The 12,374-nt window shown below is 70.0% G+C and carries 14 protein-coding genes and 1 pseudogene; 8 read left to right on the top strand and 7 right to left on the bottom strand.

The genetic code is table 11. The annotated features are described in order from the left end of the window. Positions 1 to 90: 90 nt before the first annotated feature. Both ACWDSL_RS36220 and ACWDSL_RS36215 read right to left on the bottom strand, forming a co-directional pair. Positions 91 to 483: an ester cyclase gene (locus tag ACWDSL_RS36220; RefSeq protein ID WP_450492191.1), complete on the bottom strand. Its 393-nt coding sequence runs from the start codon at positions 481 to 483 to the stop codon at positions 91 to 93. 93 nt (positions 484 to 576) lie between these two features. Beyond that, the gene (locus ACWDSL_RS36215; RefSeq protein WP_450492190.1) at positions 577 to 1,317 is read right to left on the bottom strand and encodes an SDR family NAD(P)-dependent oxidoreductase; all 741 of its coding nucleotides are present in this window, start codon (positions 1,315 to 1,317) and stop codon (positions 577 to 579) included. A gap of 86 nt (positions 1,318 to 1,403) precedes the next feature. On the opposite strand from ACWDSL_RS36215, the pseudogene ACWDSL_RS36210 reads away from it, so the two are divergent. Then, positions 1,404 to 1,775: pseudogene (locus ACWDSL_RS36210) on the top strand (TetR/AcrR family transcriptional regulator); the annotation flags it as partial. 106 nt (positions 1,776 to 1,881) lie between these two features. Here the strand turns inward: ACWDSL_RS36210 and ACWDSL_RS36205 are convergent. Together ACWDSL_RS36205 and ACWDSL_RS36200 are read right to left on the bottom strand one after the other, a co-directional pair. After that, the gene (locus ACWDSL_RS36205) at positions 1,882 to 2,253 is read right to left on the bottom strand and encodes a hypothetical protein (protein WP_450492189.1); all 372 of its coding nucleotides are present in this window, start codon (positions 2,251 to 2,253) and stop codon (positions 1,882 to 1,884) included. 150 nt (positions 2,254 to 2,403) lie between these two features. Continuing rightward, positions 2,404 to 3,420, bottom strand: a complete 1,017-nt coding sequence (locus ACWDSL_RS36200) for a WD40 repeat domain-containing protein (protein WP_450492188.1) — start codon at positions 3,418 to 3,420, stop codon at positions 2,404 to 2,406. A gap of 24 nt (positions 3,421 to 3,444) precedes the next feature. On the opposite strand from ACWDSL_RS36200, the gene ACWDSL_RS36195 reads away from it, so the two are divergent. Next, positions 3,445 to 4,053, top strand: a complete 609-nt coding sequence (locus ACWDSL_RS36195; protein ID WP_450492187.1) for a hypothetical protein — start codon at positions 3,445 to 3,447, stop codon at positions 4,051 to 4,053. On the opposite strand, the gene ACWDSL_RS36190 is transcribed toward ACWDSL_RS36195, so the two are convergent. Then, the gene (locus ACWDSL_RS36190) at positions 4,017 to 4,883 is read right to left on the bottom strand and encodes a helix-turn-helix domain-containing protein (RefSeq protein ID WP_450492186.1); all 867 of its coding nucleotides are present in this window, start codon (positions 4,881 to 4,883) and stop codon (positions 4,017 to 4,019) included. The two genes, ACWDSL_RS36195 and ACWDSL_RS36190, sit on opposite strands and share 37 nt — an antisense overlap. A gap of 703 nt (positions 4,884 to 5,586) precedes the next feature. On the opposite strand from ACWDSL_RS36190, the gene ACWDSL_RS36185 reads away from it, so the two are divergent. The 3 genes from ACWDSL_RS36185 to ACWDSL_RS36175 all read left to right on the top strand — a co-directional run bounded on the left by ACWDSL_RS36185 (position 5,587) and on the right by ACWDSL_RS36175 (position 8,341). Continuing rightward, positions 5,587 to 6,531: an SDR family NAD(P)-dependent oxidoreductase gene (locus tag ACWDSL_RS36185; protein WP_450492185.1), complete on the top strand. Its 945-nt coding sequence runs from the start codon at positions 5,587 to 5,589 to the stop codon at positions 6,529 to 6,531. Then, positions 6,528 to 7,133, top strand: coding sequence for a TetR/AcrR family transcriptional regulator (locus tag ACWDSL_RS36180; RefSeq protein ID WP_450492184.1), 606 nt, complete (start codon positions 6,528 to 6,530; stop codon positions 7,131 to 7,133). Before ACWDSL_RS36185 ends, ACWDSL_RS36180 begins: the two co-directional genes overlap by 4 nt. Before the next feature lie 278 nt (positions 7,134 to 7,411). Beyond that, positions 7,412 to 8,341, top strand: a complete 930-nt coding sequence (locus tag ACWDSL_RS36175; protein ID WP_450492183.1) for an oxidoreductase — start codon at positions 7,412 to 7,414, stop codon at positions 8,339 to 8,341. Between the two features lie 41 nt (positions 8,342 to 8,382). On the opposite strand, the gene aroQ is transcribed toward ACWDSL_RS36175, so the two are convergent. Together aroQ and ACWDSL_RS36165 are read right to left on the bottom strand one after the other, a co-directional pair. After that, positions 8,383 to 8,856: a type II 3-dehydroquinate dehydratase gene (gene aroQ / locus ACWDSL_RS36170; RefSeq protein WP_450492194.1), complete on the bottom strand. Its 474-nt coding sequence runs from the start codon at positions 8,854 to 8,856 to the stop codon at positions 8,383 to 8,385. 74 nt (positions 8,857 to 8,930) lie between these two features. Beyond that, positions 8,931 to 9,368: a MarR family winged helix-turn-helix transcriptional regulator gene (locus ACWDSL_RS36165; protein WP_450492193.1), complete on the bottom strand. Its 438-nt coding sequence runs from the start codon at positions 9,366 to 9,368 to the stop codon at positions 8,931 to 8,933. Between the two features lie 180 nt (positions 9,369 to 9,548). Between ACWDSL_RS36165 and ACWDSL_RS36160 the strand changes: the two genes are divergently transcribed. Genes ACWDSL_RS36160 through ACWDSL_RS36150 form a run of 3 tightly spaced genes read left to right on the top strand, consistent with a single transcriptional unit; the run spans position 9,549 to position 12,360 of the window. Further along, positions 9,549 to 10,382 carry a CoA transferase subunit A gene (locus ACWDSL_RS36160; protein WP_450492182.1) on the top strand — a complete coding sequence of 278 codons (834 nt, stop codon included), beginning with the start codon at positions 9,549 to 9,551 and terminating at the stop codon, positions 10,380 to 10,382. Further along, positions 10,379 to 11,158: a CoA-transferase subunit beta gene (locus tag ACWDSL_RS36155; RefSeq protein WP_450492181.1), complete on the top strand. Its 780-nt coding sequence runs from the start codon at positions 10,379 to 10,381 to the stop codon at positions 11,156 to 11,158. The genes ACWDSL_RS36160 and ACWDSL_RS36155 overlap by 4 nt, the downstream gene beginning before the upstream one ends. A 5-nt stretch (positions 11,159 to 11,163) precedes the next feature. Continuing rightward, positions 11,164 to 12,360: a thiolase family protein gene (locus ACWDSL_RS36150; protein WP_450492180.1), complete on the top strand. Its 1,197-nt coding sequence runs from the start codon at positions 11,164 to 11,166 to the stop codon at positions 12,358 to 12,360. Positions 12,361 to 12,374 lie beyond the last annotated feature (14 nt).

The following is a 12,374-nucleotide window of genomic DNA, read 5'->3' as shown; positions in this document are numbered from 1 at the left end:
TCTGACCTCAGAAGTCAATGCTTCCGGCGGCCTGAGTGCTCACCTGCTGGCGGCTACGGAACCAAGCATTCCCCGGCTCCGTAGCTCCCATTAGGCGGTCAGCTGTCGCTGCACCGCCTGGGCGTCGATCAGATAGTTCATCTCGCAGAAACGCCCGTCACGGACCTTATGGAAGGCGTACTCGGCATACTCGACCGTGGCGCCGGTGGGAGGCACGCCGAACCACTCCTTCGCGGGTGTGCCCTTGTTGAACAGACGGGCCGCCACTCGATCACCGTCGATGGCGAGGTCCATGACCCGCCAGGTGAAGTCTGGGACCGCATCGGTGTGGTCCTGCTGGTCCGCGATGACGTCATCCCGGGTGACCGGGCGGCCGTTCATGATGAGTTCGTCGTGAATGAATTCGGTCATGCGGTGAAACTCGTGAGCGTTGAGCGCGTCGATGTAGCGCTGGAAGAAGTCGCGCAGTTCGGCGTCGGACATGATTGCCTCTCAGTGCCACGGATCGTGGTGTATTCGAATGGTGCCGGTCAGGCGCCAGTTATCCGCTTCGCCGCGTGCCACCCGGCGGTCCGGTCAGATCTGGTTCATTCCGCCGTCGACGTAGAGATTGGCGCCGTAGACGAAGCTGCTGTCCGACGAGGCGAGGAAGGTCACTGCGGCGGCGATCTCGTCGGGGTCAGCGACCCGCTTGGGGGGCAGGCCGGCCGCGACGGCCTCCATCATCTCCCCGGCGCGATCGCCGAAAGCGGCGTCCCACATCGGGGTGTTCACCGGGCCCGGCGAGATCGCGTTGACCCGGACGCCCCGGCCGCCGAGCTCGTCGGCCCAGGCGCGGGCGTATGCCCGCACGGCCGCCTTCGACGCTCCATAGGCGCTCATACCGCCCGCGCCTCCCTCGGCGGCGGTGGAGGCGGTGAGGACCACCGAGGCGCCGTCGTTGAGCAGCGGGAGAGCCTTCTGCACAGTGAGGAAGGTGCCCTTGACGTTGATGTCGAAGATTGCGTCATGCATGTCCTCGGTGAGCTCGTCCAACGTCGCGATGTGGTTGATGCCCGCGTTGGCGAACAGCACGTCCAGGCCCTGCCCGTGCTCCCGCACGCGCTGGTACAGGCGGTCCACGTCGGCCGCGACGCTGACGTCACCGGGCACAGCGGTGGCGTTGCCGATGGCGGCGGCGGCCTTCTCCAGCTCGGTTTCGCGCCGGCCGGTGATGAACACGTGCGCGCCCTCGGCCGCGAGTCGCTTCGCGGTCGCCAGGCCGATCCCGGCGTTGCCGCCGGTGACGACTGCGGTCTTACCCTCAAGCTGCCCCATGGTCATGACCTCCACAAACTTAAGTACCAATCGATACCGAATGAGACTGTAACACCTTCCGCACCGGCCAGTACAAAATAGATACGATGGATTGCGTGGAGACACGACAGAAGGGACCGAGCGGCCGGCCGAGAGGCTTCGACACCGGCCAAGCCCTTGAACACGCCATGCGGGTCTTCTGGGAACAGGGCTATGACGGAGCCAGCCTCACCGACCTGACCAACGCCATGGGCATCACCCGCACCGGCATGTACGCGGCCTTCGGCAACAAGGAGGACCTGCTCCGCAAGGCCTTGGAGCGCTACGCCGAGGGCCCCGCCTCGTACGCAGCGTGCGCCTTGAAGGAGCCGACCGCCCGCCAGGTGGCCACCGCGTTCCTCAACGGCTCCGTCCGGGCCACCACCCGCCCCGGCTGCCCCACCGGATGCCTCGGCGTCCAAGGGTCCCTCGCCGCCGGCACCAGCCAGGGGCCCGACTCAGCCGAGCCGCTGAGCCGGCACTGCCCGCTTCGCCGGCTCGGGCAGTGACGGCGCCTCGGTCCACACCCGCCGGGCGGCGCCGGAGTCAGATCCCGGGTCCGTAACCGGGGTTCGGCTGCCGGCGAGGGGTCCACCACTCGGTGAGCCCCCACACCCCGAGCGCGAGCGCGGCCACGGCTGCGAGTGCCGCGACCCAGGGACGGCGCACCCATCGCGTGGTCAGCGTCCAGACGAAGAGCGGAACCAGCGCGCCGCCGAGCACAATGAGCGGCAGATCGACGTAGAGCACGCTCAGATCGCGGGCATGGCCCTCGAACCCGCCGTCGATACTGATCGCGGCCCGCGGTGCCCAGACAAGCGGCGCGGTCGCCGCACCCAGGCCGGCGAGAAGGCATCCGGCGGCACCGCTGGTCTTCGGGCTCGTGCCCGTGGTCCGTCCCGCGATCTTTCCGCTCATGCCTGCGACAGACGCGATGGCACGGCACGCGGTTCCGGGGCTCACACAAGGTCACCGGCAGGCCCGCTGAAGCTGGGAACCGGAGACAGCTGATGTCGCGAGCTCACCAGTACCAAGGCGTCCGCCGCGCCGCCCGCAATCGTCCGCCCGTCAGACCGATGGATCCCAGACGCGTACGACGCCACCTCGGCCCGCCGTCAGCACCACACGGCGGCCATCCATCGGCGTGATCGCCACGCTCCAGACCTCGCCCTCATCTCCGGCCAGTGGCGCCCCGATCTGCCGCCCCTCGGCGAGGTCCCAGACCCGGGCGGTCCCGTCGTCGCTACCGGTCACCGCGAGCGTACGAGCTCCGACCACGGCGGCGGCCAAGGCGGACACGCGCTCCGTGTGACCGGTCAGGAAGTGACCGACCGGCTCGCCGCCGACCGCGTCCCAGATCCGCAGCTCGCTCTCGCCGGAATCGGTTATCGCCAGCACCACGGGACGGCCATCGACCTCGGACAGGGCAACGGCGTGGACCAGTCCGTCGACGGACCACTTGTGGACCAGCTCGTCGGACTCCAGATCCGACAACAGAACTTCACTGCCACCACCCGACACCACAACCGGACGCCCACGAACCTGCCCCACCACGAGGTCCCTCATGTCGTCGGAGTGGCCGGGCAGCTCCCGCGGCTCCTGCTCCTCCGCGTCCTCGTCATCGGTCGGCCCCCATGCCTCGACCTCGGGATCCGCCGGATCCCACACCCACACCTCGGGGGTGGGCCCGCCGGCCACGAGGGTGATGCGCCCGTCGACCGCGACCACGCCCAGGGCGTGAACGCAGCTGCGGAACTCCGGCGGGGCATCGAGCAGTTCGCCGCTCATCACATCCCACAGACCCGGCCCCTGGTGCTGCCCGCCCGCGGCGAACAGCACCCGCCCATCGACGACGGTCACGTCCATATGCTCGAAGTCCGGGTACACGGGAATTCCGTACGACCCGTTGTCGAAATCGTCCAGTGGCCGCTCCAGCCACTCATCCCCGACCAGGTCCCACGTCCACACGTCGTTACGACTGGCGCACACCACCCACGGCCGTCCATTCACCTCGGCCACAGCAAAGTCGTCGATATTTCCTTCGGACGGAATCCTGCTGCTCTTGATCAGCCGAGGGTCGGTCATGTCGGCCATCCTAGACTGGCTGCCATGTCGCCCAAGAGCTTCTACGAGTTGGTCTTCAGCGTGGCCCCCGGAGCCGCCCGTAAGGACGCCCATTACGTCGTCGGCAGCCTTGACGAGGTCAAACGCGCTCTGAATTCCGAGCTGTCCGCCAGCGCCAATGTCTACTTGCTGTGCTGGCACAGCACGAAATTGGCGTTGAATGTGTACGAGCGGGGCGAATGCCTCCACTCGATCAACCTCCACCCATACATCACCGTCTCAGTCGACGGATATCCGGACATCACCTTTCTTGAATCGGGCAAGCCAGTCGGCTATGAAGTCGGCGCGGATGACCCGTACAAGGTGGAAACGGAACTTTCCGACGGAATGTTCTCCGGAGAGCTCGACGACGCGATCGAGGTCACGGTCGACTGGGCGAGCGTCGCGGCCCCCTCGCTGGTCGGCGAGATCGCCGCGGACGGCGACTACGTGAAGCTCGTCGATCACCCATCAGACGACGGCGACGGCGACGACGACGAGGGTTATGAGGATGACGAGGACTTCGACGAGGACGACTTCGACGAGGATGAACTTGAGGACGAGTTCATCGAGCGAGGCTATGTCCCGTACGGTTTCAGCGACTTCGAGGAGTGAGACCGCCCCGCCCCGGCCAAGATGGCGATCATGAGCGTGTTCGTCGAGGATCCCGCGCGGCTCGGTGCGGAACGGCTGTCCGACGGGCGGTCGCTGGGGCAGGGTCTTTGAAGAAGCTCCCACGGCGCGCGGCCGGCGAGGGTTCGCACCGTGCGGGTGAGGTGTGCCTGGTCGGCGAAGCCCGCGAAAGCAGCCGCGGCGGCCGCGGACTCGGCCGGTAGTTCGGTCATGGCGGTGCGCAGCATGGCCCACAGGCGTAGCCGCGGGAGCGGGATACCCACCCAGTCGCGGACGAGGGTGCGCAACCGCGGCTGGGAGAGCCCGACCTGGGCGGCGACCACGCCGATCGTGGCGGTGGACCCGGGGCGGGTGATCTCCCGCACCGCGTGGGCGACCCTGGAATCGAGCGAGGCGCCCGCTCCGGCAAGGGTCGCGAACTCGGCACGGGCCGCGTCCAGGTCGGCGCCGGGGCCGGGATGGTCGAGGGCCGCGAGTACGCGGTGGGTCTCGGTCTCGTTCAGGCGGGTCGGGCCGGTGCCGAGCGCCAGCTCCCACGGGTCCAGGAAGAGGGCGACGTAGGCCGACGAGACGGCGCAGGTGTGTGCCAACTGCGGCGGCACGATCACGCCGACCGCGGTGACGGTGCGGAGCACGGTGACCGTCCGCCGGATCGTCAGCGCCTCCTGCCCCGGCGGGCTTACCGACCTGCTCGGCGCCGCCCCTGCCAGGCCCGACCCCCTGGCCGTGGACGGCAGGTACGCCCGCGGCTCGCGCAGCGGCGGCGGCCTTGACGTCCGGCACGACCTCGCCCAGGTGGCAGATCTGGTCACCGGTTCAGCGTCACAGGGTGCGAACTTGTTGCTGCACGCTGTTCCAACACGTGGGACACAGCGTTTCGGAGGGCGGTGTCGGGCTCCGCCATGAACCGCGTGCGCAGTGCCACAATTTCGGGGCCTGCGCTCTCAGGCGATCCGGCGTTGAACGGCGGCGCCGGGTCATACTCCATGACGAGCTGTGCAAACCTTGCGACCTTCTCGCCCACCCCCCGGCGGGTTCGGGCCGGGCGGCGGCCCGCTGGACGTGGCGGGCGCGGAGGCCCGGGCGGCCTGGGCGCCAGCACGCTCGGGATCCTTGTTCCGCTGACGCGCGCGCAGGAGCGGGCGAAGCTGTTCTCCGCCGTCTACGTCGTGGCCTATCTCGCCTATGGCATCCCTACCATCGTGGCCGGCTTCCTCAGTGACGCCATCGGTTTGGTGCCCGCGGCAATCGTCTACGCCGCCGCAACAGTCGCCGTAACAGCCGCTGGACTGATCGTCTCGCTCTCCCGGACGGGATCGATGTCGAGGGACGCTCTGCCCGGCGGCACGCAAGAAGCACGAGCGCACGACGTGCGAACGCCCACATCAAGCGCGGCCTAGTGCAGCGCCGCATTGTCGGCGGAGAGCAGACCGAGCCATGCCAGGCGCTCTTCAGGCGCGCCAAGCCTGTTACGGTACTGAGTACCATTTGGAACTTGATGCCAGGGAGTCTGTCATGGACAGCCGGACCATCGTGTTGACCGGCGTGACCCGCGGTTTCGGCCGTGAGTCCGTCGAGTTGCTGATCCGGGAACGGCCGCAGGACCACTACGTCGTGCTGGCTCGCCGCGGCGGCGAACGCCTCGCTGCGGAACTCACCCAGGCCACCGGTGCTTCCGCGGTCACAGGCGTGGACTGTGACCTCGCTTCGCTCGCCGAGATCAGGCGGGCGGCGGAGGAGATTCTGCGTGGGCTCGATACCGGGTACCTGCCGCCGCTCGGCGGCTATCTCGGCAACGCCGGCCTGACGGTCACGACGTCCGAGAAGCGCACCACGGACGGGTACGAGATGACCTTCGGGGTCAATGTGCTGTCCCACTATCTGCTCGTCAGGGAGCTGCTGCCCCGGTTTACCGGTCCGGGCTGGATCGTGCTCACCTCGAGCGACTGCCACTTCGGGCAGTTCCGCTATACGCTCGGCGCCACGCCGGCGCCGCGCTGGGAGACACCGGGCCGACTGGCCACGCCTCGTGCCGGTGGCGCGCGGGAGGCCGGGCGGGCGTACGCGACCAGCAAACTCGGCGTCATTTACCTGACCCACGCGCTGGCCCGCCGCCTGCCCGAGAGCGTCGGCGTCTACTCCTACAACCCGGCGCTCGTCGCGGGCACCGATTTCTTCCGCCACGCCCCGGGGCCCGTGCGGGGCGTGCTCAACGGATTCTTCCAGCTTCAGCGATTCCTCGGCCGGGGCATGACGCCGCAGCAGGCGGGCGCCCGGCTCGCTGAGACGATCCTGACCGGGCTGACCGCCCGGACCGGGTCCTACCTCGATCGCGGCCGCAACGTCCCGTCGTCGCCAGAGTCGCACGACGAGGCCCGCGAGGAGGAGCTGTGGCGCGAGGCCGGCCGCCTCGTCGACGCTGACCGCCGGGCGGGACGGGCGGATATCCTGGCCGAATGAGCGCGAACAACGTTCCGGTGGAGTCATTGCGGGACCGCAAACGCCGCCAGACCCGGGAACGGATCATCGAGACGGCCTTCGCGCTCTTCATGGAGCGGGGGTTCGATGTCGTCACCGTGGACGAGATCGCCCAGCGGGCCGAGATCGGCCGCACCACCTTCTTCCGCTACTTCGGCGACAAGCAGGAAGTCGTCTTCTCCACCGAGGACGACTTCCTGCGCGCGCTCACCGCGGCCATGCGCGATGCGCCCACCGAGCCGCTCCAGGATCTCGCGCAGGCACTGGCCACATCTCGGCGGCTGCTGCTCGTGATCTGCACCGAGGCCGCCCGCAACCCCGGCCACTACGCGGTTTACCACCGTCTGGTCAAGCAGCACCCCGAGCTCGAAGACCGCCACACCCGCAAGACCCGGCATTACGCCGACCTCCTCGAGAAACACCTGATCGACCACGGCACCCCGCCGGCCACCGCCGTCCTCGCCGCCCAGTTGACCGTCGCCTGCTACCAGGCGGCGTGGCGCCTCGGCAGCCACGACGCGACGGCGGTGCTCCGCGAGGTGAATGACGCCTTCGACCTCCTGCTGGGCGCCACCGCCGCATAACCGGCGGACTGGCCTTCGCTCGGCCGGGACATGCGCAACCTCGCGATCCGCGTGTTTCGACCTGGCCCGGACATCGGCGGCGCGGTGCTGTGGACCCACACCGAACCCGTGCTCACCTCCCTCCTGCGGAAGGCCGCGGCCAACCGGTAGCCGACCACCCCCGGCCGCCTATGCCTCGCACCTTCGCGGCCTCGCGCCTAGGCTGTCGCCGGAGGCGATGGCTACCGGTCGGTAGCCAATACGGCGACAGACGGCGACAGACCGCGAAGGAGCGCGAGATGAAGGGCTGGACCGCGAGCGACATCCCCGACCAGACCGGCCGCACCGCCGTGGTGACCGGCGCCAACAGCGGCATCGGCTACATCACCGCCCGCGAGCTCGCCCGCCACGGCGCCCAGGTGGTGCTGGCCTGCCGCAGCGAGGCCCGCGGGGCCGAGGCCGCGGAGCGGATCCGGGCGCAGGCCCCGGGCGCGGATGTACGGATCGCGCCGCTGGACCTGGCGGACCTGAAGTCCGTACGGGCCTTCGCGGCCGAGCACAAGGGCGACCGGCTCGACCTGCTGATCAACAACGCGGGCGTGATGGCCCTCCCCTACCGCAGAACCGCCGACGGCTTCGAGATGCAGTTCGGCGTCAACCACCTGGGGCACTTCGCGCTGACCGGCCTGCTGCTGCCGAAGCTGCTGGAGGCGGGCCCGGGGGCGCGGGTCGTCAGCGTCTCCAGCTTTATGCACATGCTGGGGACGGTCGACCCGCGCGACCTCAACATGGAGCGGAAATACGGGCGTTGGACCGCCTATGCCCGCTCCAAGACCGCCAACCTCCTCTTCGTCCACGAGCTCTCCCGCCGCCTGCGCGCCGCCGACACCCGGCTCACCGCCGCCGCGGCCCACCCCGGCTACGCCTCCACCAACCTCCAGACCGCCGCCTCCAAGATGGAGGGCCGCCGCGGCACCCAGCGCTTCATGGAAATCGGCAACCGCTTCTTCGCCCAATCCCCCGACAACGGCGCCCTCCCCACCCTCTACGCCGCCACCGCCCCCGACGTGCACCAGGACGACTTCTTCGGCCCACCCTTCGGCATGTGGCGCGGCACCCCCACCCGCTCGGCCCGCGCCAAGTGGACACGGGACGACAAGGCGGGGCGGGGGCTGTGGGCGGCGTCGGAGCGGCTGACGGGCGTACGGTACGACGCGCTCGCGGACTGACTGCTTACGTTCAGCCTCGCCGTATCCGAGCCGTATCCGGACTACTCCGCGGCGCGGCGCCGCTCCTCGATGCGGTTGAGCACGGCGCGCAGCGCCAGCTCGTAGCCGAAGACGCCGTGGCCGCACAGGTACCCCTGGCTCACCGCCGCCGTCACCGACGTATGCCGGAACGGCTCGCGGGCGTGCACATTGGAGATGTGGACCTCGATACAGGGCACGCCAAGACCCGCCACGGCGTCCACCGCATCGCGCAGCGCGTAGCTGTAGTGCGCGTACGCGCCGGGGTTGAAGATGATGCCGTCGTCGTGGCGGGCCTGGTGGACGAGGTCGATGAGCACGCCCTCGCTGTTGCTCTGCGCACACCGCACCTCGACGCCCAACTCCTGCCCCAGCGCCGTCGTACGCTCCTCGATCTGCTCCAGCGTGGTGGCCCCGTACATGGCGGGGTCGCGCTCGCCGAGGAGGTTGAGGTTGGGGCCGTGCAGCAGCAGGACGCGGGGACGGTGGGCGGTCACAGTCACCCGGCCATCGTAGCTCCGTGGGCCGTTCGCACTCCGGCTCTGGTCCGCGCAGCGGCGCGTAGGGCGACCTACGCCCGCAGCTCCTCCGCCGCGTCCGCGACCCGCGCGATCAGCCGCAGCAGCGTCTCCCGCTCCCCCTCGTCCAGCGGTGCGAGGAAGACCCGGTTCATCCGCGCCGTACGCGTCACCAGCTTGCGGTGGACACGTACACCGTCGTCCGTCAGCTTGAGCACATTGCGGCGCCCGTCGCGCGGGTCGCGCACCCGCTCGACCAGCCCGCGCCGGGCCAGCCGGGCCACGACGTCGGCGATGGTGGAGCGGTCGAGGTGGACGTGTTCGCTGAGGGTGCGCTGGTCGATGTCGGGCCTCTCGACGAGCGCGTTGAGCACCGCGAACTGCGGCGAGGTCGTCTCCTCCGAGACCATCGCGCCCCACAGCAGGGAGTGCGCCTGCTGCAGCCGGCGGGCCAGGTGCCCGGGGTGAGTGCTCAGATCGACCGCGCCCATGCCCCGCCGCCCTCTTCCCTCGCGCATTTCATTCGTACACTGAGCAATTCTGCCCTGCGGAAGCACACCTGTCGAGCACAGCCTTTTCTTCCTAGACTGTATTGACCGAGCCCCCCGATCGATGACAGCGTTCTGGGCAGACAAAAATAATCAGTACACTGAGCATCTGCCGGAGTGACGATGGCCGACATCCGAAGCCTGCACGACGCCGTGGCGGACCTTGTCCACGATGGGGACACCCTCGCGCTGGAGGGCTTCACCCACCTCATCCCGTACGCCGCCGCGCACGAGATCATCCGTCAGGGCATCACCGACCTCACCCTCGCCCGGATGACCCCCGACGTCATCTACGACCAGCTGATCGGCGCCGGACTGGTGCGCAAGCTGATCTTCTCCTGGGGCGGCAACCCCGGCGTCGGCTCGCTGCACCGCTTCCGCGACGCCGTGGAGAGAGGCTGGCCGCGCCCCCTGGAGCTGGACGAGCACAGCCACGCGGGCATGGCCAACCGCTATGTGGCGGGCGCGTCCAAGCTGCCGTTCGCCGTGTTGCGCGGCTACCGGGGAAGTGACATCCCGACCCGTACGGAGACGGTCGCCACTGTCGTATGCCCCTTCACCGGCGAGGAGCTGGCCGCGGTCGCGGCCCTCAACCCGGACGTCACCGTCATCCACGCCCAGCAGGCCGACCGGGACGGGAACGTCCAGCTGTGGGGGCTGACCGGCGTGCAGAAGGAGGCGGCGCTCGCGGCCGACCGGGTCCTGGTGACCGTGGAGGAGATCGTCGACACGCTGGAGCCGCGGCCGGGCGCGGTCGTCCTGCCGACCTGGGTCATCGACGCGGTGGCGGAGGTCCCCGGCGGCGCCCACCCTTCGTACGCCTCCGGCTACTCCGTCCGGGACAACGCCTTCTACCAGGCATGGGACCCGATCGCCCGCGACCGTGAGGCGTTCACACGATGGATCGAGGAGCACGTGCGGAACGAACAGAGCGGCGCGAAGGCTGCCGTGCGATGACCGACAACGCCACGCGCGCCGGCTTCACCCGCGACGAGCTGATGGAGGTCAACGCCGCCCGCGCGCTCGCCGGCGCCAGGACCTGCTTCGTCGGCATCGGCCTGCCCAGCACCGCCGCCAACCTCGCCCGCGCCACCGTCAACCCGGCCCTCGTCCTGATCTACGAGTCGGGGACGATCGGCTCCAAGCCGACCCGGCTGCCGCTGTCCATCGGCGACGGCGAGCTCGCGGAGACCGCGGACGCCGTGGTGCCGGTGCCGGAGATGTTCAACTACTGGCTGCAGGGCGGCCGGATCGACGTCGGCTTCCTGGGCGCGGCGCAGGTCGACCGCTACGCCAACATCAACACCACGGTCGTGAACCGCGGCCCGGACAAGCCGGAGGGGCGGCTGCCGGGCGCGGGCGGCGCCCCCGAGATCGCGTCGAACTGCGGCAAAGTGCTGATGGTGCTGCGCCACTCCCCCCGCAACTTCGTCCCCAAGCTCGACTTCGTGACCACCCTCGGCCACGGCGCCGGCCCCGGCGACCGCAAGAAGCTCGGCATGCCCGGTGCGGGCCCGGTCGCCGTCATCACCGACCTCGGTGTGCTGCGCCCCGACCCGGCGACGGCGGAGCTGGTGCTGACCGAGCTGCACCCGGGGGTATCTGTCGAGCAGGTACGGGCCGCCACGGGCTGGGAGCTGCGGGTGAGCGACGGACTCGGGGCGACCGAGCCGCCGACGCCGCGGGAGCTGGCCGCGCTGCGCGCCCTCAAGAACGCCGGAAAGGACGCTTGACACAGATGAGCAACGGCACTCTGCGCGAGGTCTACATCGTCGACGCCGTCCGCACGCCCGTCGGCAAGTACGGCGGCGCGCTCGCTGGCGTACGCCCCGACGACCTGGCCGCCCATGTCGTACGCGCCCTCCTCGCCCGCACCCCCGCCCTCGACCCGGCCCGCATCGACGACGTCTGCTTCGGCAACGCCAACGGCGCGGGCGAGGACAACCGCGATGTGGCCCGGATGGCCGTCCTGCTGGCGGGGCTCCCCGTCAGCGTGCCCGGCGCGACCGTCAACCGGCTGTGCGCCTCCGGGCTGGAGGCCGTGCTGCAGGCCGCCCGCGCCATCGCCGTCGGCGATGCGCATATCGCGCTGGCCGGGGGCGTGGAGTCGATGAGCCGCGCTCCCTGGGTGCTGCCCAAGCCGGAGCGGGCCTTCCCGGCCGGGCACCAGCAGCTGTACTCCACCACCCTCGGCTGGCGCATGACCAACCCCGATATGCCGCCCGAGTGGACCGTCGCCCTCGGCGAGGGCGCCGAGCTGATCGCCGACAAGCACGGCATCGGCCGCGAGGCGCAGGACGCGTACGCGCTCACCAGCCACCAGAAGGCGGTACGGGCGTGGAAGGAAGGGGCGTACGACGCGGAGGTCGTGCCGTACGAGGGCGTGGACCTGCACCGGGACGAGACCATCCGCGACACCACATCGCTGGAGTCCCTGGCCAAGCTGAAGCCCGCCTTCCGTAAGGACGGCGGTACGGTCACGGCAGGCAACTCCTCGCCGCTCAACGACGGCGCGGCCGCGCTGCTGCTCGTCGACGAGGAGGGGCTGCGGGCCACCGGGCGCGAGCCGCTGGCCCGGATCGGCGCGTCCGCCGTCACCGGCATCGAGCCGCAGTACTTCGGCCTCGGGCCGGTCGAGGCCGTGAACCGCGCGCTCGCCAAGGCCGGCCGTACCTTCGCCGACCTGACCACGCTGGAGCTCAACGAGGCGTTCGCCGCGCAGGTGCTGGGCTGCCTCGCCGAATGGCCGGACCTGGACCCCGCCCTCGTCAACCCGCGCGGCGGCGCCATCGCCATCGGCCACCCCCTCGGCGCCTCCGGCGCCCGGCTCGCCGGGGCCGTCGCCCACCAGCTCGCGGCGGCGGGCTCCGGGGTGGGGCTGGCCACGTTGTGCATCGGCGTCGGGCAGGGCCTCGCGCTCGTACTCGAAAGGTAAAGGTAACGGTGGAT

The sequence above is a fragment of the Streptomyces sp. NPDC000941 genome, from assembly GCF_053599555.1.
The sequence above is the reverse complement of the archived record's forward strand: the minus strand, read 5'-3'. Positions and strand labels throughout refer to the sequence as shown.

Excerpts from the sequence above, each read along its gene's own strand:
- ACWDSL_RS36220 (WP_450492191.1), bottom strand. The coding sequence starts at position 483 with ATGTCCGACGCCGAACTGCGCGACTTCTTCCAGCGCTACATCGACGCG.
- ACWDSL_RS36215 (WP_450492190.1), bottom strand. The coding sequence starts at position 1,317 with ATGGGGCAGCTTGAGGGTAAGACCGCAGTCGTCACCGGCGGCAACGCC.
- ACWDSL_RS36205 (WP_450492189.1), bottom strand. The coding sequence starts at position 2,253 with ATGAGCGGAAAGATCGCGGGACGGACCACGGGCACGAGCCCGAAGACC.
- ACWDSL_RS36200 (WP_450492188.1), bottom strand. The coding sequence starts at position 3,420 with ATGACCGACCCTCGGCTGATCAAGAGCAGCAGGATTCCGTCCGAAGGA.
- ACWDSL_RS36195 (WP_450492187.1), top strand. The coding sequence starts at position 3,445 with ATGTCGCCCAAGAGCTTCTACGAGTTGGTCTTCAGCGTGGCCCCCGGA.
- ACWDSL_RS36185 (WP_450492185.1), top strand. The coding sequence starts at position 5,587 with ATGGACAGCCGGACCATCGTGTTGACCGGCGTGACCCGCGGTTTCGGC.
- ACWDSL_RS36180 (WP_450492184.1), top strand. The coding sequence starts at position 6,528 with ATGAGCGCGAACAACGTTCCGGTGGAGTCATTGCGGGACCGCAAACGC.
- ACWDSL_RS36175 (WP_450492183.1), top strand. The coding sequence starts at position 7,412 with ATGAAGGGCTGGACCGCGAGCGACATCCCCGACCAGACCGGCCGCACC.
- ACWDSL_RS36165 (WP_450492193.1), bottom strand. The coding sequence starts at position 9,368 with ATGGGCGCGGTCGATCTGAGCACTCACCCCGGGCACCTGGCCCGCCGG.
- ACWDSL_RS36160 (WP_450492182.1), top strand. The coding sequence starts at position 9,549 with ATGGCCGACATCCGAAGCCTGCACGACGCCGTGGCGGACCTTGTCCAC.
- ACWDSL_RS36155 (WP_450492181.1), top strand. The coding sequence starts at position 10,379 with ATGACCGACAACGCCACGCGCGCCGGCTTCACCCGCGACGAGCTGATG.
- ACWDSL_RS36150 (WP_450492180.1), top strand. The coding sequence starts at position 11,164 with ATGAGCAACGGCACTCTGCGCGAGGTCTACATCGTCGACGCCGTCCGC.